The 23,002-nt window shown below is 67.4% G+C and carries 17 protein-coding genes and 2 pseudogenes; 5 read left to right on the top strand and 14 right to left on the bottom strand.

Annotation, left to right across the window (positions count from 1 at the left end):
- Positions 1–26: 26 nt before the first annotated feature.
- The 4 genes and pseudogenes from AWC07_RS05330 to AWC07_RS05315 all read right to left on the bottom strand — a co-directional run bounded on the left by AWC07_RS05330 (position 27) and on the right by AWC07_RS05315 (position 4,824).
- Positions 27–1,562, bottom strand: coding sequence for an HD domain-containing phosphohydrolase (locus AWC07_RS05330; RefSeq protein ID WP_036410761.1), 1,536 nt, complete (start codon positions 1,560–1,562; stop codon positions 27–29).
- Positions 1,563–1,792: 230 nt separating this feature from the next.
- Positions 1,793–2,374: a DUF6431 domain-containing protein gene (locus tag AWC07_RS05325; protein ID WP_036410732.1), complete on the bottom strand. Its 582-nt coding sequence runs from the start codon at positions 2,372–2,374 to the stop codon at positions 1,793–1,795.
- Positions 2,375–2,684: 310 nt separating this feature from the next.
- Positions 2,685–3,466 (bottom strand): annotated as a pseudogene (locus AWC07_RS05320) (hypothetical protein).
- Between the two features lie 110 nt (positions 3,467–3,576).
- Entirely contained in the window at positions 3,577–4,824 is a 1,248-nt protein-coding gene (locus tag AWC07_RS05315) for a PucR family transcriptional regulator (protein WP_036410731.1), read from the bottom strand.
- Positions 4,825–4,941: 117 nt separating this feature from the next.
- Here AWC07_RS05315 and AWC07_RS05310 point away from each other — a divergent pair, with 117 nt between their 5' ends.
- Positions 4,942–6,423, top strand: coding sequence for a flavin-containing monooxygenase (locus AWC07_RS05310; RefSeq protein WP_139829552.1), 1,482 nt, complete (start codon positions 4,942–4,944; stop codon positions 6,421–6,423).
- A gap of 14 nt (positions 6,424–6,437) precedes the next feature.
- The gene (locus AWC07_RS05305; protein WP_036410759.1) at positions 6,438–7,340 is read left to right on the top strand and encodes an alpha/beta hydrolase; all 903 of its coding nucleotides are present in this window, start codon (positions 6,438–6,440) and stop codon (positions 7,338–7,340) included.
- On the opposite strand, the gene secA is transcribed toward AWC07_RS05305, so the two are convergent.
- The 3 genes from secA to AWC07_RS05290 all read right to left on the bottom strand — a co-directional run bounded on the left by secA (position 7,337) and on the right by AWC07_RS05290 (position 11,924).
- Complete coding sequence (secA, locus tag AWC07_RS05300; RefSeq protein ID WP_036410728.1) at positions 7,337–10,186, bottom strand: preprotein translocase subunit SecA; 2,850 nt, start codon at positions 10,184–10,186, stop codon at positions 7,337–7,339. The two genes, AWC07_RS05305 and secA, sit on opposite strands and share 4 nt — an antisense overlap.
- Before the next feature lie 126 nt (positions 10,187–10,312).
- Positions 10,313–10,987, bottom strand: a complete 675-nt coding sequence (gene hpf, locus AWC07_RS05295) for a ribosome hibernation-promoting factor, HPF/YfiA family (RefSeq protein ID WP_425271218.1) — start codon at positions 10,985–10,987, stop codon at positions 10,313–10,315.
- A gap of 304 nt (positions 10,988–11,291) precedes the next feature.
- Positions 11,292–11,924: a ComF family protein gene (locus tag AWC07_RS05290; protein WP_036410725.1), complete on the bottom strand. Its 633-nt coding sequence runs from the start codon at positions 11,922–11,924 to the stop codon at positions 11,292–11,294.
- A 166-nt stretch (positions 11,925–12,090) separates the two neighbouring features.
- On the opposite strand from AWC07_RS05290, the gene AWC07_RS05285 reads away from it, so the two are divergent.
- The gene (locus tag AWC07_RS05285) at positions 12,091–12,999 is read left to right on the top strand and encodes a L,D-transpeptidase (protein ID WP_051507847.1); all 909 of its coding nucleotides are present in this window, start codon (positions 12,091–12,093) and stop codon (positions 12,997–12,999) included.
- Between the two features lie 323 nt (positions 13,000–13,322).
- A pseudogene (locus tag AWC07_RS05280) lies at positions 13,323–13,436 on the top strand (IS21-like element ISAau2 family helper ATPase IstB); the annotation flags it as partial.
- Between the two features lie 253 nt (positions 13,437–13,689).
- On the opposite strand, the gene AWC07_RS05275 reads toward AWC07_RS05280, so the two are convergent.
- The 7 genes from AWC07_RS05275 to AWC07_RS05245 form a co-directional block, all read right to left on the bottom strand.
- Positions 13,690–14,577 carry an alpha/beta fold hydrolase gene (locus AWC07_RS05275; RefSeq protein WP_051507845.1) on the bottom strand — a complete coding sequence of 296 codons (888 nt, stop codon included), beginning with the start codon at positions 14,575–14,577 and terminating at the stop codon, positions 13,690–13,692.
- A gap of 495 nt (positions 14,578–15,072) precedes the next feature.
- Positions 15,073–15,240, bottom strand: coding sequence for a hypothetical protein (locus AWC07_RS28430; protein WP_167380017.1), 168 nt, complete (start codon positions 15,238–15,240; stop codon positions 15,073–15,075).
- 733 nt (positions 15,241–15,973) lie between these two features.
- Positions 15,974–16,804, bottom strand: coding sequence for an LmeA family phospholipid-binding protein (locus tag AWC07_RS05265; protein ID WP_036410723.1), 831 nt, complete (start codon positions 16,802–16,804; stop codon positions 15,974–15,976).
- 60 nt (positions 16,805–16,864) lie between these two features.
- The gene (lpqB, locus tag AWC07_RS05260; RefSeq protein ID WP_085104990.1) at positions 16,865–18,640 is read right to left on the bottom strand and encodes an MtrAB system accessory lipoprotein LpqB; all 1,776 of its coding nucleotides are present in this window, start codon (positions 18,638–18,640) and stop codon (positions 16,865–16,867) included.
- The gene (gene mtrB / locus AWC07_RS05255; RefSeq protein WP_036417862.1) at positions 18,640–20,319 is read right to left on the bottom strand and encodes an MtrAB system histidine kinase MtrB; all 1,680 of its coding nucleotides are present in this window, start codon (positions 20,317–20,319) and stop codon (positions 18,640–18,642) included. The genes lpqB and mtrB overlap by 1 nt, the downstream gene beginning before the upstream one ends.
- A 61-nt stretch (positions 20,320–20,380) precedes the next feature.
- Entirely contained in the window at positions 20,381–21,067 is a 687-nt protein-coding gene (gene mtrA, locus AWC07_RS05250) for a two-component system response regulator MtrA (protein ID WP_036417860.1), read from the bottom strand.
- 69 nt (positions 21,068–21,136) lie between these two features.
- Positions 21,137–21,781, bottom strand: a complete 645-nt coding sequence (locus tag AWC07_RS05245) for a dTMP kinase (protein ID WP_036417858.1) — start codon at positions 21,779–21,781, stop codon at positions 21,137–21,139.
- Between the two features lie 223 nt (positions 21,782–22,004).
- Between AWC07_RS05245 and AWC07_RS05240 the strand changes: the two genes are divergently transcribed.
- Positions 22,005–23,002: PE family protein (locus AWC07_RS05240; protein ID WP_085104989.1), on the top strand; the 998-nt coding region annotated here is incomplete at its 3' end.

The raw sequence follows: 23,002 nt of genomic DNA, 5'->3' as shown, positions 1-23,002 counted from the left end.
ATTGCCTCAACTTCGCTCCGCGGAGCCTAGTTGTTATTGACTAGTCCATGCCGAAGCGCGTACATGCTGGCGCCGATTCGGTTGGTCACCCCGATCTTGGCGTAGGTTCGCTCCACGTGGTTGCGGGCGGTTTTTTCGCTGATCACCAACGCCGCGGCGATCTCCTTGTTGGACGCACCACGGGCGACCAGGCAGAGCACTTCGACCTCCCTGGGCGTGAGCCCGTGCGGGCGCAGACTCGACCGGTCGGCACGGTGTCCCGCGGCGTGCAGCACCGCCTCGGCGGCGACCGCGTCGAGCTCGCCGGCTTGCACCTGGCGCCGCAGCCGCCGCGTCGCCGACTCCGGCGTCAGCTGTTCCCGATATGGCCTTGGCTCACGAGCGCATTGGTAGCTGACCGCGGCTGCCAGAACGCGGTCCGGCAGGCTCAGCGCGGCTTCAGCCAGCCCACGCGGGTATCCCGAGCCGTCAAGGCGTTCGTGGTGATTGCCGGCGACCTCGGCCAACTTCCGGAACCCGGGAACCTGGTTGAGGATTCGCACCGTGAAGTACGGATGCAACCGGACTCGCTCGAACTCCGCCGCGCTCAGCGGCCCCTGTTTGGACCAGATTTGATTGGAAACTCCGATGCGGCCCAGATCGTGAACGTGGCCCGCACGCCGGGTCAGCACCGCCGCGTCCGCATCGAGCCCGGCGGCAACTGCGGCGTCACCCGCCAGCTGGGCCACCGTTCGCGAATGTCCCAGCGTGAATGGGCATTTCAAGTCGACGAAGTCGCCCAGTGCGACGAGCAGCGCGTCCAGCGCCTGGTCGTCCAGCGGCTGCTGGTGATCTGGCGAGGCTCGCAGGGCCGCGGCCCACGCATCACCGGTGGGCGGGCCGGCCAGGATCGCCTCCGCATGGTCGACAAACGTGTCGACCACCTCAGGATCGAATTGCCCGCCCCGCCTGCTGCGCGCCATGGCGACGGCGCCCTCGACACCGTAGGCGCGGTGGTGAACCTCCACCATGTCGGCGAGCTGGGCGACGCGCATCTGGATCGGGATGGCGTCGCCGCAGACACCCGTGGGCAAACCTCCGCCGTCGTAGCGTTCGAACGTGAACGCCACCGCGGCTTGCACGGTGGGGTCCAGGCCGATTCGATCCGCCAGCAAAGCCGCAGATGTGCAGTGCGAGTGGATCAGTTGGGATATGTGGCCGCGCGCGTTGATGAACAGCGTCGCCATCGTGCTGCGCCGGTGCGCCAGCGGCTGACCGCGACCCACGTTGCCCGCCAGGAAACGCAGATACGACAACCCTGACCAGTCGACCAGATAGGAGTCATGGCGTACGGCAATGTCATCGCCGAACCACCGCGCGTACTCGTGCGAGTCGGCGTGGCACCCGATCCACATGATCAGGGTCGTGTAGTAGGTGGAATCCCGCTGCTGCCTGCTGAGCCCGAGTCGATCGGCCAGTCTGGTCGCAATCAGCGCGGACCGCAGCATGTGTTCGGCCGGCTGGCCCAAGCCGAGATCGATCGCGACCGACAGCGCCGCCAGCAGCTCCGCACGGGTCGGCAGTTCGGCGTCCGATTGCCTCGGACGTTCTGGTCGCGACGCTGTTGCCGGGCGTTCAAAATGAGCATGAGAGCGGCACTTTCGGTGAGGACGAACGGCCGTAGTTGGTGTGCATGCTGACGGTTTCGTGTTCACGATGCCGGGCGTGAGGTCGACGTTGGTGTTCATGGTGACGCCCGGAGCCGGGCATGCGGAACCGCGGGCCCGGCGGCTGGGCCGGGCCATCGAAGGGCTCAGGCGGGCGGTGCGAGCAGGCGCCCACCGGTATACAACCCGATGAGAGTCCACACGGGCTCAGCGATGCCGAGCCGTCGGCGCGCCCACCAGGCCGCAGCGGCCAGCATTGTCAAGCAGTCGAGCAGAAGGTTGCCGGTGCCGGCAATCGCGTTGAACGCGTCTGCGTTGAGACGGATCAGCTCTTGCGCCCCACGCTGCCAGAGCCGGTTGAGATGAGCGCGGTCGCGGGCTCGACGCAACCAGCGGCGGACGGTGGACGCTGAGCGGCCCAGCGTAGCGGCGATCCGCCGGTATCCCAGGCCTTTAGCCTTGCTGGCCAGTGCGGTGCCGACCACCTCGGTGGAGTCCGCCCGACGTGGCTGCAACGCGGCCGGCAGCAGGACCTGTGTGGCTCCACAGCCGCGGCAGCGCACCCGCCGGGGCTGGACGTCGATCGGCTCCGTCCCCAGGCCGCGGACGCGTCGGCGCCGGCCGTGTCCCCAGCGCTGCAGGGTGTCGCCACATCCGTGGTGGGGGCAGCGCATCGTCCTGTCGGCCAGTGCCTCCTCGGCCGACTCGGCGGCGCGAACGATGATCATTGAGCGATACGACCGGCATGAGGCACCAGCGTGGTCTATCACGGCCTCGCCGCGGAAGGGGCCAATTGGTGTTGGTCGTAGACGGTTCGGAATCGGCTCTGCGCGACTGATCTCCTCACGCCGGCCACCGTCACCGTGAACACCGACCCGGCACCTGGTATCCGCCCGTTCCTGGGCTGCCCCTGATCATGTTCACCATGCCGCCGCACACGACCGCAGCTCTCATCCCCACCCACAGTGACGCGGTGATCCCCATATCGAGTACCGTTCAACACGCCGCCCGCGATGCCATGGACTCATTGTGCACTGGTCACCGGATCGGGACAGTGCCGTTGACGGCATCATGACGGCCCGGGTCGAACGTTTCGAAATGCCCTGAGCCAACCACGAACAAACCCCGCTGCGGGGGCCGGAAGCCGGCGAGCCGCAGCTGACGCTGCAGCGGTCCCACCGGTCCGAGGTCCACGCCGCGCAATACGGCGCGCGACTGTGCCACCGCCCAAACCCGCGCGGGGGCAATCATGAACCGCTGGCCGTTCGGCGCGGTCCCGGAAAGCCGGATCTGCCCGGCCCGCAGCATTGTCCCCGCGGCCCGGCCCAGCACACTCAGAGCCGCGCGGTTGGTCCACGCTCCGGCCGGCAGCCGCGCTCCGATGGTGCTCATCAGCCGCGTCGCCAACGTGGTGCCGATGTCGATCTGCCACTCAAGCAGTCCCGGAATCACGACGACCAAGGACCACGGGGTGACCCACGCGACGTCAATCTCGCACTGGACCGCGTCATTGCGGGTCACTGAGCTGAAGTAGCGGGCGCAGCTCTGCGGACCCGGCGTCGTCGCATAAAACGTCCAGCTGCCTTGCGGGTCGCGGTGCCACACCGACCGGTAGCCGGGTGAAAACGACGTAGCCGGAAAGTGCCGCAAGGCAAGGTAGTGCCCACTGCTGAACGGGGGGCCCATCACACCGAACCCGACGAATCGTTCGTCGTCGCTGGCAGGCAGGGGGGTCGTGCAGGACGGCCGCGGCGGCGTCCAAAGGGGGTGAGCGATGTGTTCATACCTGGATAGTCGGCGCCTCGGCGGCACCCGCGCATGAGGCGGGTGCCTCAACCCGGCCAGGGCGGCCTGGAACCGCGACCTCGCCGGTGCAACCGATCCGCACAATGGCCGCGGGGACGTTTCCGTCGGCAGTTCCGACGGCGGATCAGGGCCTGGTCAGCACCCGCGGGCCGATGTGATGGGCAAGTTCGAGAGCGAGTTCGACGGCGAGCCGGCGCTCGCCGGGATGGTGGCCGAGCAGTTCAGTCGCGCGCGCAACCCGCTGCAGGACCGTATTGCGGTGGGTGTGCAGACGAATGCCGGCGCGCGGCGCGTTCTCGGCTTCGTCGAGGAACACCCGCAAGGTCTCACGCAACCGAGCCGCACCGGGTGTGTCCGCCGCGAGCGGGCCCAGTGTGGTGGTGACGAATTCTGCTGCCCGGTCCTGGTTTTGGGCGGCCAATGCGGTGACTTCTAGGTCACGGTGGAACGCGATGCGCTCGCCACCGGAGTGGCCGCTGAGCAGACGCTGGACGACCAGCGCGGCGGCGTGTGAGCGGCGAAAGCCGGTGATTCCGGGTTGCGTGGGGCCCACCGCGACCCGGACGGTGGGATCCGCCGAGCGAACCGCGTCGCGTAACGCGTCCAGGGCAGGGGTTGCGGTGGTGCCCAGCCACGCCCACAAGGTGGCGGTTCCCGACGGCAGCGTCAGCGGCGGCCGCGCCCGGGCGGCTCGTGCCAGCAGGGTTGCGGCGGACTCGAGGACGCCCTGGATTTCGCCGCGGGGTTCGGCCCACAGCACCAGCGCCGTGTGACGACGGTCGAGTTCGTACCCCAGGCGCTCACTGGCTCGGCGGCGATCGATCGGCGCACCGTCGAGGATCAAGCGGACCGTTTCGGTACGCCGTGCCATCGCGCCGCCCAGAAGTTCCTCGCGCTCGTGTTGCGCGTCGGCGATGACGCGGCCTATCACCTGGTCGACGTAGGAGAACATCAGCTGTGAGGTCACCTCCAGCAGCTCCACGAGTTCCGGGCCGGGCGCGACGACTTGAGCGGCGTAGGCCATGAAACGTTGCCAAGCGACGTTCTGTCCGCGCCGATACGCCTGGAAGATGACATCCAGGTCGATGCCGCGACGCACGACGGTGCGCACCACGTCCAGCGCCTCGGGTGGCACGTCGGCCGGTGCGCCGCGCCCGTCGCGTCGGGCAAGTGCGGTGAGCAGGCGCACGGCGTTGGCGCGGTTGCTTGCCGACATCTCCGCGGCAATCGCGGCATCCGCGCCCATCACGGGGGCGATCTCCACCACGGCGGCATCCATCCCGGCGACGAGCCGATCGATGTCGTTCAGCATCAAGTCGGCAACGTCACCAACCAGCTCGACCACCGTCGGCGGCACCGTAATCCCAGCCATCTAGCAAGTGTGCCATCGCACATGTTCATCCTGAAAGTAGCGACGAACACACATAGTGTCCGACGGCTCGCGGCCCTAGCGTGAATCTCATCGTCAACCGCGACAGGAGCCCTCCCAATGACCACCACCACACACTTCGACGTGCTCATCGTTGGTGCCGGCATTTCCGGTATCGGCGCCGCATACCACCTCAAGACCTACCGGCCCGGCACCACGTTCGCGATCCTGGAAGGTCGCGAATCGATCGGCGGCACCTGGAGTCTGTTCCAGTACCCCGGCATCCGGTCGGATTCCGACATGCCCAGCTTCGGCTACGGGTTCAAGCCGTGGACACACCGCAAGGCGATCGCCGACGGGCACGTCATCATGGACTATCTGCGCCAGACCGTCACCGAGAACCGGCTCGAAGAGCACATCCGTTTCGGCTACCGGGTACTCGGCGCGCAGTTCTCCTCGCCGGAGGGGCTGTGGACGGTCACTGCCCGCCACCCGGGCAGCGACGAGACGGTGCAGTTCAGCGCGCGATTCCTGTTTCTGGGCACCGGGTACTACGACTACGAAGCCGGCTTCACTCCCGAATTCCAGGGCGTCGAGGATTTCGCCGGTCAGGTCGTCCACCCTCAGCACTGGCCGCAGGATCTCGACTACACCGGCAAGCGCGTCGTCGTCATCGGCAGCGGCGCCACCGCCGTCACGCTGATCCCGTCGATGGCCGGCAGGGCCGCGCACGTCACCATGCTGCAGCGCTCGCCCAGCTACGTGTTCTCGATACCGGCCGAGGACGCGATCGCCAACGTGCTGAACAAGGTGGTCGGCCCCCGGCGCGCCCACCGGATCACCCGGCGCAAGAACGTCATGCTCAACCGCGGGATCTACCAGGCCTGCCAGCGCGCCCCCAAGTTGATGCGCAAGCTGCTGATCGCCAACGTGCGCCGGCAATTGCCCAAGAACTTCGACGTCGACACCCACTTCACGCCGCGCTACAACCCATGGGATCAGCGGCTGTGCATGGTGCCCGACGGCGACCTGTTCAAGGTGATCTCGGCCGGGCAGGCTTCGGTGATCACCGACCGGATCGAGCGGTTCACCAAGACCGGCATCCTGCTCGAATCGGGTCAGGAGTTGGCCGCCGACATCATCGTCACCGCGACCGGCCTCAACATGCTGCCGTTCGGAAAGATCCAGCTCGACGTCGACGGTCAACCGGTGAACCTGCCCGACACCACGGTCTACAAGTCGATGATGCTCAGCGGGGTGCCCAACCTGGTGTTCGCCGTCGGCTACACCAACATCTCCTGGACGCTGAAGGTGGACCTGGTCTGCGAGCACTTCTGCCGACTGCTCGACCACATGGACGCGCACGGCTACCACACCGTCGAACCGGTGCTGCGCGATCCTGACATGCAGCGGGTCCCGCTGCTGGACATGAGTTCGGGTTACGTCCAACGCGCGATCGCGAAGTTCCCGCGCGGCGGCACCAGCGGTCCGTGGACGGTCCAGATGGCCTACGAGAAGGATGTCGAGCGGCTGCGCCGGGGTCCGGTGACGGATCCGGCCCTCGAGTTCTCCGTCCACCAGGCCGCCCGGCTTGCTTCGTGATCGGGCTCGACGACATGAAGAACCTCACCTTCCCCAGCCACGGCGTCAGCTGCGCCGCCTGGCATATTCCGGCCCGCTCGCAGGCACTGACCGGCCCGTCCGGCCGGCCCGGCATCGTCATGGCGCACGGTTTCGCCGGCACCCGCGACACCGGCTTGCTCGACTACGCCGAGGCATTCGCCGACGCCGGCATCGACGCGTTGGTGTTCGACTATCGCGGCTTCGGCGACTCGGAAGGCAGTCCCCGCCAACATGTTTCGTTCCGGCGACAACGCCAGGACTACCACGCGGCAATCGCGGCCGCCCGGCAGCTGCCCGGCGTGGACCCGGCCAGGATCGCGGTATGGGGCACGTCGTATTCCGGGGGCCACGTCGTCGCGGTCGCCGCGCAGGACCCCCGCATCGCCGCAACGGTGTCGATGACCCCGGCCACCGACGGACTGGCCGCCCTGGTGCAGCTGGTCCGTTACGCCGGCCCGGGTCAACTGGCGCGCACCGCCGCGCACGGCTTGCGCGACGGAACCCGTGCCCTCACCAACCGTGCGCCGCACCGGATTCCGGTGGTGGCCCGACCCGGATCGGTCGCGATCATCAGCACCCCGGGCGCCGCGGAGGCATACACCTCGATGGCCGGACCGACCTGGCGAAACGAGGTGTGCGCGCGCACGGCGCTGCAGATCGGATTCAACCGCGCCACCGGTTTCGCGCGGCGTCTGCGGTCACCGATCCTGGTGCAGCTGGGTTCCAACGACCGGGTCGCCCCCGCCGCCGCGGCGCGGCGGACCGCCAGGAAAGCGGGACCGCTGGGGCAACTGCGCGAGTACCCGGTCGATCACTTCGACGTCTATGAAGGTCGTTGGCAGCGGCAGGCGCTGGCCGACCAGCTCGGCTTCCTGAGAAGCGCGCTGGCCAGCTAGCGCTTCTTCGCCGATTTCGGCGGCTTGGGGCCGCGACCTTGCCGGCGCGCGGCTTCGCGCCGTTCCCGCCGGCTGGCACCGGCCGGCACCCCGGCCGGCGTCTTCTGCGCGCCTCCCCCGTTGCGCTGCACCTGCGCCGAGCCGTCCTCGGACGGGCCGGAGTACGTCAGCGCGGGCGATTCGTCCTCAATACCCTTGGCGCGCAACTTACTTGGAGCCTCCTCGGGCACCGCTGCGCCACTGCCACGCTGCTGGGCGGCAGCCGCCGCGGTGGCGAACTCGGCCAGGTCTTCTGGTTCTTCGACCGGGGCGACCTCGACCTGCGGCGCCGGGACCGCCTCCACCGTGACGTTGAACAGGAACCCGACCGATTCCTCTTTCATGCCTTCGAGCATGGCCATGAACATGTCGTAGCCCTCGCGCTGGTACTCCACCAGCGGGTCGCGCTGGGCCATCGCCCGCAGCCCGATGCCCTCCTTGAGGTAGTCCATCTCGTAGAGGTGCTCGCGCCACTTGCGGTCGATCACGTTGAGCAGCACGTTGCGCTCCAGTTGGCGCATCGCGCCCTCACCGGCAAGTTCCTCGAGCTCGGCTTCCCTTGCGGCGTAAGCACGTTCGGCATCGGCCAGCAGCGCTTCGAGCAACTCCTCGCGGGTGAGGTCGTCACGCTCGGAGTCGGCGTCATGGTGGGTCAGCGACTCGTGATCGATCCCCACCGGGTACAGCGTCTTGAGTGCCGTCCACAGCGCATCCAACTCCCAATCCTCGGCGTAGCCTTCGGCGGTGGCGCCGTTGACGTAGGCGGTGATCACGTCGCGAACCATATCCGTCGCCTGCTCTTTGAGGTTCTCGCCTTCGAGGATCCGGCGCCGCTCGGCGTAGACCACCTTGCGCTGCTGGTTCATCACCTCGTCGTACTTGAGGACGTTCTTTCTGATCTCGAAGTTCTGTTGCTCGACCTGGGTCTGGGCGCTCTTGATGGCCCGGGTGACCATTTTGGCCTCGATCGGCACGTCGTCGGGCAGGTTGAGCCTCGTCAACAAGGCTTCCAGGGCCGCGCCGTTGAACCGGCGCATCAGCTCGTCGCCCAGCGACAGGTAGAAACGTGACTCGCCCGGGTCGCCCTGGCGGCCGGACCGGCCGCGCAACTGGTTGTCGATGCGTCGCGACTCGTGGCGTTCGGTGCCCAGCACGTAGAGGCCGCCGGCCTCGATCACCTCGGCGGCTTCTTTGCCGGCCTCCTTCTTGACCTTGGGCAATTCCTCGTGCCAGGCGGCCTCGTACTCGTCGGGGGTCTCCACCGGGTCCAGGCCGCGCTCGCGCAGCCGCTGGTCGGTGAGAAAGTCGACGTTGCCGCCCAGCACGATGTCGGTGCCGCGGCCGGCCATGTTGGTGGCGACGGTGATGCCGCCGCGGCGGCCCGCGACGGCGACGATGCCCGCCTCCTGTTCGTGGTACTTGGCGTTGAGGACGTTGTGCGGGATGCGTCGCTTGGTGAATTGCCGCGACAGGTACTCCGAGCGCTCCACGCTGGTGGTGCCGATCAACACCGGTTGGCCCTTCTCGTACCGCTCCGCGACGTCGTCGACCACCGCGACGTACTTGGCTTCCTCGGTCTTGTAGATGAGGTCGGAGCAGTCGGTGCGGATCATCGGCTTGTTGGTCGGGATGCTGGCCACGCCGAGCTTGTAGATCTCGTGCAGCTCGGCCGCCTCGGTCTGGGCGGTGCCGGTCATGCCGGCGAGCTTGTCGTAGAGCCGGAAGTAGTTCTGCAGCGTGATGGTGGCCAGCGTCTGGTTTTCGGCCTTGATCTCGACGTGTTCCTTGGCCTCGATGGCCTGGTGCATGCCCTCGTTGTAGCGGCGTCCGTAGAGCACGCGGCCGGTGAACTCGTCGACGATGAGCACCTCGCCGTCGCGCACGATGTAGTCCTTGTCGCGGTTGAACAGCTCCTTAGCCTTCAGCGCATTGTTGAGATAGCTGACCAGCGGCGAGTTGGCGGCCTCGTAGAGGTTGTCGATGCCGAGCTGGTCTTCGACGAACTCCACGCCCTTCTCGTGCACACCGACAGTGCGTTTGCGCAGGTCGACTTCGTAGTGAACGTCCTTTTCCATCAGCGGCGCCAGCCGGGCGAACTCGACGTACCAGTTGGAGGCGCCGTCGGCGGGACCGGAGATGATCAGCGGGGTGCGGGCCTCGTCGATCAGGATGGAGTCGACCTCGTCGACGATGGCGAAGTTATGCCCGCGCTGCACCAGGTCGTCGAGCGAGTGCGCCATGTTGTCACGCAGGTAGTCGAAGCCGAACTCGTTGTTGGTGCCGTAGGTGATGTCGGCGTTGTAGGCCACCCGACGCTGGTCGGGGGTCATCTGGGCGAGGATGACGCCGACGTCGAGGCCCAGGAAACGGTGCACCCGACCCATCCACTCGCTGTCGCGTTTGGCCAGGTAGTCGTTGACGGTCACGATGTGCACGCCCTTGCCCGCCAGCGCGTTGAGGTAGGCGGGCAGCACACAGGTCAGGGTCTTACCCTCACCGGTCTTCATCTCCGCGACGTAGCCCATGTGCAGGGCGGCCGCACCCATCACCTGGACGTCGAACGGTCGCTGGTCGAGCACCCGCCAAGCTGCCTCGCGCGCGACGGCGAACGCTTCAGGTAGCAGGTCGTCGAGGGTTTCCGGGTTTTTCTCGTCGGCCAGGCGCCGCTTGAACTCGTCGGTCTTGGCTCTCAGCTCGGCGTCGGTGAGCTTTTCGACGTCGTCCGACAACGTGTTGACGTAGTCGGCCACCTTCCTGAGGCGCTTGACCATGCGACCTTCACCAAGGCGCAGCAACTTCGACAGCACAGCTATATCCCTTATGGGTAGGAGTCTTCTTCGATCAGGCGACTCCCATCGTAGGTGACGCCGTGGTATTGGCCGCCGATCCTCAAGCCGGCCGATTCTCGAGCCAGCCTGATCAAGCCAGCCGGATCAAGCCAGCCGGATCAGGCCATAGTCGTAGGCGTGCCGGCGGTAGACGACGGTGGGCCGCTCGGTCTCCCTGTCGAAGAACAAGAAGAAGTCGTGTCCGACAAGCTCCATCTCGTAGAGCGCGTCGTCCACCGACATGGGCTTGGCCGGGTGTTCCTTGACGCGGACGATGCGTCCCGGTTCGTAATCCAGTTCGGCGCCGTCATGCTCGTGTGGCTCGGCCGGCTCCGCGTCGAAGGCCCTTTCCGGTGGCGGGGCCGCCGCGGTGGCCTCGGCCAGTGACACGGGGGTCTTGTCGCCGTAGTGAACTTTGCGGCGGTCTTTGCTACGGCGCAACCGGTTCTCCAGTTTGCCGACGGCGGACTCGAGGGCGGCGTAGAAGCTGTCGGCGCAGGCCTCGCCGCGGACAACGGGTCCCCGGCCGCGAGCGGTGACCTCTACTCGCTGACAGGATTTGCGTTGGCGACGGTTGCGTTCATGGTCGAGTTCGACGTCGAACAGGTAGATCGTCCGGTCGAAACGTTCCAAGCGAGCGAGCTTCTGCGAAACGTAGATGCGGAAGTGGTCGGGAATCTCGACATTGCGGCCTTTGAACACAATCTCGGCGGTCGCTTGCGGTTCTGCCTGTTCATCGGTTTCGGCCGGCGCCTGATCCACAACCTGGTCGGAATCCACGGTAAACCTTGACATTCGTGACAACTCGTTTCTCTTTTCACGTCGCACGCACCCTGCGTGCCGGGCATTGAGATACGCCCCGACGAGGTTAGAGCGGTGTCAACGAAGGTCACCGCCGCAGGCTGCCCGCCGGAGCAAGATGTCGAATACTCACCTCCTACCGCGGGTGCTGCTCAACCTGGCAAGTTCGGCGACCGTAAGCTGGGGGTCTGGTGTCGACGTTAGACCTTGTTCGCCTCAACTTGCCACCTAATTCGCAGACCTGTTGCGAGTTCTTCACGTGGTCTCACCGAGTTCATTTCTGTCATGCGGCAGCGATCGCGAGAACCGCGGCCACCCGCACGCCGGCGGCCTGTAGCACTCCAACCGATTCGCGCGCCGTGGCCCCGGTGGTGATGATGTCGTCGACGATCAACACCTCGGTGCGCGGCTTCGGACCGCGCAGCCGTACCCGGCCGGCGATGTTGCGTTCGCGGGCCGAGGTGTCCAGGCCAACCGAGTCGCGGGCCAGGGCCCGCATCCGCAATGCGGCGGCGACGGTGATGTCCGGGTGGGCCGCCACCGCAGCCCCCGCTATCCGGGTGATGGGATCACCGCCGCGTCTGCGGGCCGCAGAACGCCGCGTGGGCGCCGGCACGACCGTCAGCGGGGTGTCCACCATGCTCCAGCACAACAACCGGTGAATGCCGACGGCCAAGACCCGTGCCAGGGGTGAAACGAGGTCGCCGCGGCCGCGCTCCTTGAGCGCCAGGATGGCCTGGCGCCGGACACCGGTGTAGCGGCCGAGGGCGAACACCGGGACGTGCGGGTCAACGCGAGGGGTCACTACAAGCGGTTCGCCGGGTTTGACCACGAGTTCGTTCATGCACGCCGGACACCATCGGGTGGCCGGGGCTCCGCAGCCGCCGCACTGCAGCGGCAGGACCAGGTCGAGCATGCAATGAGTGTCGCAGCTGGGGGTGACAAGCCCGGACGGAGACCGACTTGTAACCGAACACTGACCGACTTGCGCACGCGCGCTTCCATTTTCGCGCTGGCGACACCCCTAACATCAAGCAGACTTGTTACCCATCCAACCAATTACCCAAATGGGAGAGAAAACCATGCGGGCGGCAATCCGGTCTCTGCTGGTGTTCATCGCCATTGCTTCGGCGGTGATCGCCGGGCGCGCCGGCGTCACGCTGACGGCGGCGACCAGGTCGAGTGACTACTTCGACATCGCCGCGATCCTGCCTGTGCGCGGTGCCGTAGTGGGGGTCGCGCACCCTGTCATGGTGACCTTCGGCGGTCCGGTCGCCGACCGGGAGGCCGTGGAGCGGGCTATCGAGGTGACGTCGGTACCCCCCATGAGCGGCAACTTCGAGTGGCTGGACAGCAATGTCGTGCAGTGGGTTCCCGACCGGTTCTGGCCTGCGCACACCACGGTGGCGCTCTCGGTGGGCGGCCTGCGAACCGAGTTCCAGACGGGTCCCGCCGTCGTCGGCGTCGCCGACATCGCCAATCACACGTTCACCGTCAGCATCGACGGAGTCGACGCGGACACGCCGCCGCCTGCCCTGCCGGCGCCGCATCACCGGTCGCACTTCGGAGAAGCCGGCGTGATGCCGGCCTCCATGGGGAGGCCGGAATACCAGACGCCGGTGGGCACCTACAGTGTGCTCGCCAAAGACCGCTCGGTAATGATGGATTCGAGCAGCGTAGGCATCCCCGTCGACAACCCCGACGGTTACCGGCTCCAGGTCGACTATGCCGTCCGCATCACCAACAGAGGTTTGTACGTCCATTCGGCTCCGTGGGCGGTCTCAGCGATGGGCGTTGAGAATGTGAGCCACGGTTGCATCAGTTTGAGTCCCACCGACGCCGAGTGGTACTTCAACACGGTCCACGTCGGTGACCCGGTCATCGTCAAGGCAGGCGTTCCGGCCGTGATCAGCGACAAGGAAGCCGACATCGGCAAGAAAGCCGACCCGGTTTCGTCCCCCCCAGAAGGGTTGGGGTTCGTCGTCGGGTGAGGCAGACCTGCGGCGGCCATCCACGTTTGGCGGCTCTCACGCCGTTCGGCGACGACGCGGTAGGCACGTCCTTGCGCGGGAGTCCGGGCACCAACGGGTCGCGCTGTCCGCAGTAGGCACCCGGCGGTGGGGCTTCGGGGTCGGGCATTTCGCCGAACGCCCGGCACAAGCTGGGAAACAACAACGCACTGCCCTGGGGTGGTGACGTGGTGTCCCCAGCTTGGGCCGCGTGCCCCCGGTGAGTTGCTTTCATGGGTAACCCCAAAACGTCTTCATCAGGCGATGGGTACGATTTGCCGACATACACTCAAACGGCCCTGGGCATCCGCGTTGGACGTTTACCGGCACGAAAATCTTTGGAGGAGTTAGACTTCGACCATGCCCGCGGGCTCGAACGCGACACCCTCGCCCACCTGAGGACCCTTGATTTCGTCACTGCCCGCGACACCGTCGTCGTCCCGGGCACCGGCCAAACACATTGTGAGTCATGCGATTTCAGCTCCCACCGGGGCGCGGCCTTCGGAACCCTCGCAGGAATTCACCGTTCACCGCAGCAGATCCGCCTGAACAGGGGTCACGTCCCAACATCACCAGTTCATTCAACTCGAGCCGCACGGATCAGCGCAGGACCGCCACCCGAAAAACACCACCCACCCAGGGTGGTGCCTTCGCAGCAACGGGTCTCGATCGTTACGTCGTGCCGTGCGGGTTGTTGGGTGATAGCTCACGCTGGTGGCTGGCGGTTCGGATGATCTCGTCAGCGACTAGTAGCGGTTCGGTGAGGACCACTTGGTGATTGGACCGCGTCGCCTCGACATGACGCGCATTCAGCCTCGCTGCGGTCCGGCGGTGCGCCGCCACGAACTCCTTGCGGATTGACCTGTCGAAGATCGTCGACTTCATCCCTGAGATGACCGTGACCGGCATGTCGCCGAGGGCAGGCGGATTGCGCCGCAGAGTTCGCAGGCCCTCGATGAAGAACCGTTCCTCCTCGTCGGCCGCCTGGGCGGCGCGCGAGCTGAGATCCTCAGTGATCAGATCGTCCAGCACGTCGGCAGGCATTCCCGGCATGGCCTGCCGGACGGCCAGCGATATCAGGCGCAGGCGCCTTAATGCGCCGACCACCGACCGTCCGGCCAGCGCGATCCTGCGCAGGCGTTTGAGCGGCGACCCGCAGCAGGTGTTGACGTGTTCGTCGGCGTGGTCGATGAGCACCAGCCCCGCGATCTTGGATAGATTTGTCGCGGCAGCAGCCAGAGCGATTGTTCCGCCGTAGCTGTGCCCGGCCAGGACGTACGGGGCCTCATCCAGAGCTGACAGCAGCTGGGTCAGATCGCCGGTGATGCGTTCCAGTGTGCGTGGCTCCGGATCTGCGTCGCTGCGACCTAGATTGGCCCGGTCGTAGACCACGGTACGGAATCGCTGCGCCACACGCGGCTGCACGAGTCCCCACTCCGATCGCGAGGCGCCTAAACCGGATTCAAATACCACGGTGGGGCCGCCGGTCCCTGCCGTCATGTAATGCAGCTTGCGCCCGTCAGGTAGGTGGATGAAGTGACTGCTGCCCAGGGTGTGCATCAACTATCTTCTTCCCGTCCCAAAGTTCACCAGGCCCCAAAGGTTCGTCGGCAACTGCGCCTTCTGCCAGAGCGATTCGGCTACCCGGCCGTTTATTCGCAACGACGATAAGCAGGCCAGGCAGGAGGTCAGCAAGCGCGGCGCCCCCCACGACGACATCTGTCCTTTTTGCCAATGAAACGCCCCGGGTGGCCATCCGAACCTATACCCCCTTGGGCTATAAGCCAAGCGCGCCATCACCTGTCGACATCACCGGCTAGTGGCTTGCGGACCGCCTTCGGCAATTCGTTGGTGATGCGCGATGGCTGGCTTGTGTCGAATCCTCAAGCGGCAAGGCCGCCGAATCGCGATCGCCGCCAAACTGCTCGCGCGCGGCACTGCGCCGCGACAGGGCCGAGGCCGTCGAACTGCGCTCGCGGTGAGCACAATGCGGCAGCGGGCTGGCGTCGTGGCCGATCGGTGAAACCACCAAGTGAACTTTCCACAGAGTGGCTCTTACTGCGCCGGCACGCCCACCGCCCCGCACGCAGGAAAAACCGTCGTGGTCCCTGCCAGCACAGCCGGGATGGACGCCGCGGGCACCTCGGCAGCCACCGCCTGTGGCGCCGCCTGCGGACCAGGCAGCACAACCGGTTCGGGGGTCTTCCCGGCTGCGGGAGTCATTGGGGCCCCCTTGCCCGTGCCGGCCTGCGTCGTTATCGGGGCAGCAACCGGCGCACCATCGACCCCTCCCGCCGTACCAGCGATCGGAGCCACCGGGACTACCGGCACTGCGGCAGGCATGACTGGCACGGGTGGCACCGGCGGCACCACGGGTACCGGTGCCACGGGCACCGGCGGCACCACCGGTACCGGTGCCACGGGCACCGGCGGCACCACGGGCACGACCGGCGCGATGGGCACCGGACCGGGCAGAACCACTGGCGCAGCGGCTATCGGCGCCGCACCGAACCCCACTTGCTGCTCAATGCAATTCGCGCCGCCTGTCCGCAGCGGAGTCGCAACCGCGCCCGGACTCAACGCGAGAGCAGCCGCGCACAACCCCGCGCCGGCAGCAACTGCAACGCAGCACCGATCAACAAGCCGCAACGCCAACTCCGTTCATTCCTGCCCAAGCCACCCGCGAACACCGCGACAATGGGGAACCGTATCGCTGCGCCGAATCCTTGCCTAGATCAAGGCTTATTGGTTGCCGAACCGATACGGCACACCGGCCGCGTCGTGATCCAGGATCTCCCAAATAGTGACTTAGGGACCGTTTTTCACGTTCGCCGCGCCGCCGAGCGGACGCATAGTCGGCCACGCGGAATCCCGCGGTGAGTCGCCCGCGCCCGATCGGGATGTCGTTCTGGCAAATTTTGGCAGCTCCGGAAGCACGGGGTCACCTCGGCGCCGATCAGTCCGAGCCCCGCAGCAACGAAGGCCAGGTGAAGTTGAGCGCCCCTTGACTCAACCGGGTGATCAGATCCTCGAGATGTCGCAGCGGCAACTCCATTCGCCACTCCGGCAGCAGCGCGGACAGGTGCAGCGAATCCGGGCCAAGGTCGACGTCGGTCAGCAGCAATCCATGGGGCAGCTTGGGCAGCGGCACCCGGTACGCGGGTATCCGGATCGGCAGGGGCCACCGCCGGTGCCCGGTGATCACGGCGCGCGGCCGCAGCCACAACGTCGTGCCCACCACGTCGGCGTCCACTTCCACCCCGCCCCAACCGGGCCGGCGTGCCCAACGCAGCCGGGCAGTCCCGTCCCCGCACAGCTCACTGCGCAGCTGCGGAGCCGCCTGCTGCAGCACATCATCGAAGATGTCCGCCGACAGCACCGACGACAACCGGGCCGGAGCCGCTACCACCAACGGGGGCACGCCCGGACGAATGTGCACGTTGCGCAGGACGGCGACCGCGGTCTGCAGATGGTGCTGATCCCATCTGACGTCGCGCGCGGCGACGCGGACCTCGCCGAGCTGACCGACGGGCAATCCCTGCGGGTCGAGCTCGGCGTCCAACTCGGTGACGGTCAGCACCACATCGTCGCCGCCGATGCGCACCGTGACTTCCTTGTCGACGAGCAACTGCTGCAGCGTCATGAACAAGGTGCGGTACGGCATGGCGACCGCTTGGGCGGCTCCCGCGCTCACCGACGGCAACCCGGTCGACGACCACAACGAGGCCAGCATGTCGAGGGCGCGGAACGGATCGTCCCAACGCAGGAATGGAACTCTGGGCGACATCGACAAGCGCCTCCTCACTGCGAGGGTAGCCGGTGAGATCAGCCCAGCCCAGCACAGCACTCATCCCGGCAACACCGGCGCCGCCCCCGCCACCATCAGGCCCGGAACCTCCGCCCAGCCCTGTTGACCGTCGGCGGCCGACGCCGAATACATCAGCACCCCTTGCGGGGCGGCAACGTAGACCGTCGAGGGGTTGGCGGCGATGGCGAACAGCGGTATCTGCAAACCCCTGGCCGGGGCGTCGGAATTGACCCCGTCGAGGTTCACATACGACACCGGATGTGTCGCATCGTTGCGGGTCACCACGATGTCGTCGCCGGTTCGCCAGGACAACGACACCACCGAGGTGCCCAGCCCGAAACCCAGCCGCCGCGGATAGGTCAGGCCGAACTGGCCGGCCTGGGTCTGCTCGACACCGGCGAGGATCACCTGCCCGTCGATCACCATCGCGGCCCGCGTCCCGTCGCGAGACAGCTGCAGGTCGGTGATCGCGCCCGGAAAGCGACTGGACACCGCGGTGGAATCCACCGGGATCCGCGCCGGTTGTCCCGATGCGGTTTCCTGGATCGCCCGCAGCACGACGTTGGTGTCGACGACCACCCACACCGCGTCGTCCAGCGACCAGCTGGGCCGCGAAAGATTGTGGCCGTCGGCCGACTGGACCGCCTCGCCGCCGAGGTCGCCGATCCACAAGGAGGCCGCCACATCGGGGGCGCCGCGGCGCAGCGTCACCACCGAGGCCACCTGGCGGCCACTGCGGGACAGTGCTGCCCCGGTCTGGTCGCCCATCCGTCCGAAGGCGCCGGGCACGGTGGTGATCCGCTGTCCGTCCAGCGCCACCAGTGAACCGCCCACCAGGGCGTGCAGGCCCGCGCCCGCACCATCGGCCACGCCCGGGTCCGTGGCGGCGACGTCGGAGGTGTTCCATCCTTCGGCAAACCTGTCGTCGAGCGGGGCGCCGTCGGCGTTGATCACATACGGTCCTCGGATGTCGGCTCGGGCCAACGTCCAAATGATTTGGGCGGCAAGCAATTGCCTACTGTGCGGATCGGTGGTGGACAGCTTCTCCAGGTCGATGCGCGCCCCGCCGTACCCCTTGCCGATGCCGCTCTTGCCGCCGTCGGCACGGGTTACCGGACCGCGCAGCCGCAGCGGCGGAGCCAGCAGGTTGCGCACCGTGTGGGTCATCTCCGGACGCGGCCCCGACAGCAGCTTGGACACCAACTCGGTGGCCAGCTGGTCGTGATCGGACACCGCGACGTAGCGCGGGTCGGGAACCACGGTCTTGCCGGTCGGGTCGGCGAAGTACAAGGTGTTGCGCTTGTAGGTCGCCTGGAACTGCTGCCAGTCCAGAAAAACCCCGTTGGGCAGCCGGTCGATGCGCCAGCCACCGGGCGTCTTGACCAATTCGATCGGACCCGGATCCGGCAGCTGGCCCTCGGCGGTCTCGAAGACCCCGACATCAGAGAGCGAGCCCAGGATATCTGCCCGCATGGTCGCCGAAACCCGTTCCGCACCACGGGTTTCGACGAAGACCACGTGGTCGATCAGCAGCGCGCTGCCGGCGTCGTCCCAGGCGTTGGACGCCGACTGGGTAAGGAACTGGCGTGCCGCCAGATGCCGGTTCGCCGGGTCGGCCGTGGCCTTGAGGAATTCGCGCAGCAGCACGTCGGGATCCATGCCCGGGGTCGGCTTGGGCAAGTTCGACGGCGCCGGACGCTCGACGGTGCCGATGGCTTGCGGCGCCGACGAACTGGGCACGCTCGCGCAGCCGCCGAGCAGCACCGCCATGAACAACAGGGCTGTGCTCGCCCGGATCGCCCGGATCCGTCGCATCAGCCGCTCCACTCCGCGGGTTCACGCTGGTGCTGACGATCTTTGTGTTCTGGCGCGTTCGGCTGTGGGACGGGTTGCGGGATCGGTTTCATGGGCAAGGGGCTGGTGGTCACCTTGTGGCCGCGCACCAGCGGCAGCGTCAGCCGGAAGCAGGAGCCCTGGCCGGGTTCCCCCCAGGCTTCCAGCCGGCCCTGGTGCAGCCGCGCGTCCTCGATGCTGATCGCCAGACCCAGCCCGGTGCCTCCGGAGCGCCGCACCCGCGAGGGATCGGCGCGCCAGAACCGGCTGAACACCAGTTTCTCCTCACCGGGCCGCAGCCCCACCCCGTAGTCGCGCACCGTGACCGCCACCGTGTCCTCGTCGGCGGCCATCCGGATCCGCACCGGCTTGTGCTCGGCGTGGTCGATGGCGTTGGCAATCAGATTGCGCAGTATCCGTTCTACCCGGCGCGCGTCGACCTCAGCGATCACCTCGTGGGCCGGCAACTCCACGAGCAACTCGATACCGGTCTCCTCGGCCAGGTGCCCCACATTGCCCAGGGCGTTCTTGACGGTCGTGCGCAGGTCGACCGCCTCTACCGACAGCTCCGCCACCCCGGCGTCGTGCCGGGAGATCTCCAGCAGGTCGTTGAGCAGCGACTCGAACCGGTCCAGCTCGCTGACCATCAGCTCGGTGGAGCGGCGCAGCGTAGGGTCCAGGTCGGCGCTGTGGTCGTAGATCAAGTCGGCCGCCATGCGCACCGTGGTCAGCGGGGTGCGCAGTTCGTGGCTGACGTCGGAGGTGAAGCGGCGCTGCAGGTTGCCGAACTCCTCGAGTTGGGTGATCTGGCGGGACAGACTCTCGGCCATGTCGTTGAACGACACCGCCAATCGGGCCATGTCGTCTTCACCGCGCACCGGCATTCGTTCCGACAGATGCCCCTCGGCGAACCGTTCGGCGATCCGCGAAGCCGAGCGGACCGGGACCACGACTTGGCGCGACACCAGCAGCGCGATGCCGGACAGCAGGACCAGCAGCACCAGACTGCCCGTTGCCATGGTGCCGCGCACCAGCGCGATGGTGGCCTGCTCGTTGGCCAGCGGAAAGATCAGGTACAGCTCCAGGTTGGCCACCCGCGACGACGTCGGCGTCCCGACAATGAGCGCCGGCCCGGAAAAGCCGTCGGTGTGCACCGTGGCGTACTGATACGCGGCCTGGCCGGCCTTGACGAAGCCTCGCAACGCGGCGGGCACCTGGTCGACGGGTCCGGCCGTGGAGGCGGCGCGCGGCCCGTCACCCGGGACCATCAGCACCGCATCGAACGCACCGGCCTGGCTGGTACCGGAGGCGGGATCGGTTTTCGAGGTCAGGGTGTTGCGCGCGAGCTGCAGGCTGCTGTCCAGCGAGCGGGTCTCTTCGCCGTTGACGATGCCGCTGACGGTGTTTCGCGCCCGCTCAGTCTGGTCGATGGCGGCCTTGAGCTTGATATCGAGCACCCGGTTGGTGACCTGGCTGGTCAGTACGAAGCCAAGCGCCAGGATCACTGCCAGCGAGAGTCCCAGCGTCAGCGCCACGACCCGCAGTTGCAACGATCGGCGCCATGCCACGGCAACGGCTCGACTCAGCGCACTCAAGCCGCGGGTCATCAGGCCGGAGCGCCCCCAACGACCACGAGTACGCCGCCGAGAGCCCCAGATCACCGGCGCCGCACTCCCCCGCCGGCGGACGGTACCCCCAGGGCATCGCAGTCGTCCGCGGGGATCACGGAGGTCCGGCCTTGTATCCCACTCCTCGAACGGTCAACACCACTGTCGGGTTCTCCGGGTCTTTCTCGACCTTGGCCCGCAGACGCTGGACATGCACATTCACCAGCCGGGTATCGGCCGGGTGACGATATCCCCACACCTGTTCGAGCAGCACATCACGAGTAAACACCTGGCGGGGTTTGCGTGCCAGTGCGACCAGCAGGTCGAATTCCAGCGGCGTCAGCGAGATCTGCTCACCGTTGCGGGTGACCTTGTGCGCCGGCACGTCGATGTCCACATCGGCGATCGACAACATCTCGGCGGGCTCGTCGTCGTTGCGGCGCAGCCGGGCCCGCACCCGGGCGACCAGCTCCTTGGGCTTGAACGGCTTCATGATGTAGTCGTCGGCGCCCGACTCGAGACCCAGCACCACGTCGACGGTGTCGGTCTTGGCGGTCAGCATCACGATCGGAACGCCGGAGTCCGAACGGAGCACACGACATACGTCTATGCCGTTCATGCCGGGCAGCATCAGGTCCAGCAGCACCAGATCGGGGCGCAGCTCGCGCACCGCGGTTAGGGCCTGGGTGCCGTCACCGATGACCGCGGTGTCGAAGCCCTCCCCACGCAGCACGATGGTCAGCATCTCTGCCAGCGAAGCGTCATCATCGACGACGAGAATCCTTTGCCTCATGGTGTCCATGGTGGCACTAGAACGGGACAAAACTGCGATTACACCCGGGCGTTTCGTCTTTGATATGGGCGAATAGTGTCAAAATCGATCATTTGAGGCCATCAGAGTCGCCGCCAGGCGATCCGGATCGACCTCGGATTCGACGACCAACCATCGTCCGTTCCAGTCCGCGGCGGCCAGTTGCGCATACACCGCGCCGGCGCGCTGTTGCAGTTCGTCGTCACGCTCGTAGCTGTCGCGCGGGCGCCCGGGGTCCGCTTCGGCCCGGCTGCGGGCCCGCTGTGCGGCGAGATCGGCAGACACCGCCAGCAGCACTTGCCAGTCGGGTGCGGGCAGCGCCAGCCTCTGGTATTCGAGGTACCGCACCCAGGCAACCGCCGGCCCGCCCGCGTCCTCGCGCAGCCGGGCCGCGCTGTAGGCGGCGTTGGAGGCGACGTAGCGATCCAGGATCACCACGTCGTAGTTCCGCCGCAGCTCCGCGATCTCCGCCGCCGCGCCGGCGCGGTCGAGCGCGAACAGCGTCGCCATCGCGTACACCGACGAGGCGAGATCACCGTGCCCCCCGTGCAGGGCCTCCGCGGCGATGTCGGCGGTGACCGAACGCCCGTAGCGCGGGAACGCCAGCGTGGCCACCGACTTCCCGACCGCGTGGAAGGCCGTGCGCAGACCCTCGGTCAGCGTCCGTTTGCCGGCACCATCGACGCCTTCGATCGCGATCAGCACGGCGCGAGCCTATAGCCGGATGCCGGACGCATTGTGAGAACCTGCCCGGGCAACGGCGCGGCGACGCTGCGCGCACGGGACGGACCGCCTCCGTGGAGGAGGTAGCGCAGTGCTTGTGGACACGACGACGGGAGCAAGAGTTTGCAGATATTTCCAAAGCGCCGGCGAAGCACCCGGATCGAACATACGATCCCCCTTGTTCTGAATTAGACAGGGAAACCAGATGTCGCAGCTGATAGCAACACCAGAGGTATTGGCCGGTGTGTCAGCAGATCTGAGTGGGATCGGACAGACGATCGGGGGGGCCACCGCGGCGGCGGCGACCGCCACCACCAGCATCCTGCCGGCCGCCCAGGATGAGGTGTCGGCGGCGATCACGCGGCTGCTAAGCGGCTATGGGCGGGACTTTCAGGCGTTGAGTGCCCAGGCGGCGCTGTTTCACTCCAGGTTCACCCAGCTGTTGTCCGCGGGGGCCGGCGCGTATGCGGCCGCCGAGGCCGCCAATGCCGCCAATGCCGCCAATGCCTCGCCGTTAGATGTCCTGTTGGAGGCGGGCCAGACGCTTTCGGTCTTTTCGCCGGTGAAGGCCTTGACGGGGCGCCCATTGTTCGGCAATGGCGCTGACGGTGCGGCGGGCACTGTCCCCGGCGCGGCCGGCGGTAGGGGCGGTGACGGCGGATGGATCGTCGGCAACGGCGGCAACGGCGGTGCCGGCGGGGCCGGCGCCGCCGGTGGCGCCGGCGGGAACGCCGGATTGATCGGCCACGGCGGTAACGGCGGAGCCGGTGGGGCCGGCCTGGCCGGCGCGGCCGGCGGTATTGGCGGGGCCGGCGGGTCGGCGGGCCTGTGGGGTCATGGCGGCAGCGGCGGAGCCGGCGGGGCCGGCGGCGCAGGAGGTGCCGCCGGCGGTGACGGCGGCGCCGGCGGGGCCAATGGCCTGATCGGTGGCGGGCCGGCCGGCTCCGGAGGTGCCGGCGGAGCCGGCGGGGCCGGCGGCGCCGGAACTGGGCAAAACGGTGGTGCGGGCGGTCAGGGCGGGGCCGGGGGTGCCAACACACAGCTGTTCTCGCTCAGAGGTCACGGCGGGGCCGGCGGAGCGGGCGGTACCGGCGGGGCCGGTGGTTCGGGCGCACCCGGGCTGGCGGACGGGGGGTCCGGTCTTGACGGCGGAACGGGCGGGGCCGGCGGGGCCGGCGGAGCCGGCGGAGCGAACCACACACT

It is taken from the genome of Mycobacterium gastri (assembly GCF_002102175.1).
Lineage (GTDB): Bacteria > Actinomycetota > Actinomycetes > Mycobacteriales > Mycobacteriaceae > Mycobacterium > Mycobacterium gastri.
Note: the sequence above shows the minus strand (reverse complement) of the source record. Positions and strands in the feature narration are given on the sequence as shown.

What these genes read in the sequence shown, in the direction of transcription:
- AWC07_RS05325 (WP_036410732.1), bottom strand. Translation starts at nt 2,374, where the DNA reads ATGATCATCGTTCGCGCCGCCGAGTCGGCCGAGGAGGCACTGGCCGAC.
- AWC07_RS05315 (WP_036410731.1), bottom strand. Translation starts at nt 4,824, where the DNA reads ATGGCTGGGATTACGGTGCCGCCGACGGTGGTCGAGCTGGTTGGTGAC.
- AWC07_RS05310 (WP_139829552.1), top strand. Translation starts at nt 4,942, where the DNA reads ATGACCACCACCACACACTTCGACGTGCTCATCGTTGGTGCCGGCATT.
- AWC07_RS05305 (WP_036410759.1), top strand. Translation starts at nt 6,438, where the DNA reads ATGAAGAACCTCACCTTCCCCAGCCACGGCGTCAGCTGCGCCGCCTGG.
- AWC07_RS05290 (WP_036410725.1), bottom strand. Translation starts at nt 11,924, where the DNA reads ATGCTCGACCTGGTCCTGCCGCTGCAGTGCGGCGGCTGCGGAGCCCCG.
- AWC07_RS05285 (WP_051507847.1), top strand. Translation starts at nt 12,091, where the DNA reads ATGCGGGCGGCAATCCGGTCTCTGCTGGTGTTCATCGCCATTGCTTCG.
- AWC07_RS05275 (WP_051507845.1), bottom strand. Translation starts at nt 14,577, where the DNA reads ATGCACACCCTGGGCAGCAGTCACTTCATCCACCTACCTGACGGGCGC.
- AWC07_RS28430 (WP_167380017.1), bottom strand. Translation starts at nt 15,240, where the DNA reads ATGACTCCCGCAGCCGGGAAGACCCCCGAACCGGTTGTGCTGCCTGGT.
- AWC07_RS05265 (WP_036410723.1), bottom strand. Translation starts at nt 16,804, where the DNA reads ATGTCGCCCAGAGTTCCATTCCTGCGTTGGGACGATCCGTTCCGCGCC.
- lpqB (WP_085104990.1), bottom strand. Translation starts at nt 18,640, where the DNA reads ATGCGACGGATCCGGGCGATCCGGGCGAGCACAGCCCTGTTGTTCATG.
- mtrA (WP_036417860.1), bottom strand. Translation starts at nt 21,067, where the DNA reads ATGGACACCATGAGGCAAAGGATTCTCGTCGTCGATGATGACGCTTCG.